We start from the raw sequence: 1,824 nt of genomic DNA on the forward strand, positions 1-1,824 counted from the left end.
GTGTTTTAAGTGTCGATCTCATTTCATTCGTAAATCGTAGATACAAAAAATCCAAGTTAAATGCTTTAATGCCGATCGGTTAAGGATCTAAGAAGAAAACTTGAACGATCTTGCAGATAGAACATAATCCCCACTCTTATTTAAGGTTGGGGATTTTTTTTTGTTTAATCAAGAAATGGAATTGGTGTATGAATCATTTGAAAATAAAGATGCTTACGACAATGTATTAACAGCGATTGATTCTAAATGGATTGAAGAAGCATTATTTTGTACTCAAAAAGCGAGTGTTCGACGTCGCCGCCTACCTGCAGAGCAAGCTATTTGGTTAATCATCATGATGGGGTTGATGCGGAATTGTTCAATAAAAGAAGTCTGCGGCTCATTAGATATTGCTTTGCAAACTACCCCTGATGAAGTCTATAACCATGTTGCCCCTAGTGTGCTCACAGATTGTCGAAAGCGATTAGGTGAATCTCCTATGAGTTACCTTTTTAGTACAACCTGTGCGGCTTGGCATAACGTTATTATTACTAAAAAACATAGTATCGGTTTAACGTTATTAGCCGTAGATGGGACGACCTTTAGAGCACAAGACACACCAGAAAATAGGGACGCATTTGGTTTTATCTCTAAATCCAACCCAGTTTATCCGCAACTTCGTATGGTTTCTTTGCATTCAACGCATACTCGGATGTTACTTGGTGCTGCATTTGATAGCTGTAGCGTCGGTGAAATAACCTTAGCTAAACGGTTGCTGACCGATATTCCAGAAGATTCATTAACCTTATTTGATCGTTGTTATTTTTCAGCAGACTTAATGCTCAACTGGCAACAGTTCGGTATTAATGCACATTGGCTAACACCGGTAAAAAAATCGATGAGGTATGAAGTTATAGAGCGATACGGCGATAATGATTTATTAATTGAAATGCCCGTATCCCCGCAAGCGAGAACTAAAAACCCAACATTACCAGAGACTTGGCAAGCAAGAATGATATGTTATCAAGATCCAAAGGGTGATATTAAAGGTTTTATTACCTCGTTAATCGATCCGACAGCTTATTCAATGGAAAGTTTATTGTCTGTGTACTGGGAGCGATGGGAAATAGAGCAGAGTTTTGGAGAGCTTAAAAACAATCAGTTGAATGGGGAAATTACACTACGAAGTCGTTTTCCCGAAGGAGTACGACAGGAGTTATGGGGGGTATTATTGGGTTATAACTTGATCCGACTTGAAATGGTTAATATTGCGCTAGAAGCGAAGGTTGAACCTACACGGATCAGTTTCACTGCTGCCATTTGTATTATAGATACACAAATAAGAGCCTATGCACTATCAGGTAATGGGACCATTCCGAAAAAACTTCAACTTATGCGAGAAGATGTTAAACATTTTATTTTACCCAAAAAAAGAAAACACCGAACGTTTTCACGTTCAGTGCTCTATATTCCATCTAGATATCCGTTAAGATATAAGCCTAAAATCTCTTAACCGAACGGCATTGACCTCGCAAGGTAGGTTTTTTCATATTAGTCATATCTAAAAATCTTTATTTACTTGTTTTTATTGATCTTTATAAATGCTTTCTTCATTACACCCTTCAAAATCCATCTTAGTACTCAATAAATCATTCCTAAAAAATTATCACTTCTATATTAATTTAATCATATTTAGGTATTTTTTGGCGATTTAATGATCTAGATCATATTTAATGCCGTATCATCTGCTTCCTTTTTGAGCATTTTAGTTAAATGCATATTTTTATTGAGATATGCAAAGGTAAGTAATGAATAAAGTAAATAAAGCATTTTCCAGTGTTCTCG

General features: G+C 36.3%; 1 protein-coding gene. It reads left to right on the top strand.

All coding sequences use genetic code 11. The features are described from left to right. Positions 1-160: 160 nt before the first annotated feature. Positions 161-1,492, top strand: a complete 1,332-nt coding sequence (locus tag AMM48_RS21980; RefSeq protein ID WP_102785826.1) for an IS4 family transposase — start codon at positions 161-163, stop codon at positions 1,490-1,492. Positions 1,493-1,824 lie beyond the last annotated feature (332 nt).

It is taken from the genome of Thalassospira sp. GB04J01 (genome assembly GCF_000751115.1).
Taxonomy (GTDB): domain Bacteria; phylum Pseudomonadota; class Alphaproteobacteria; order Rhodospirillales; family Thalassospiraceae; genus Thalassospira; species Thalassospira lucentensis.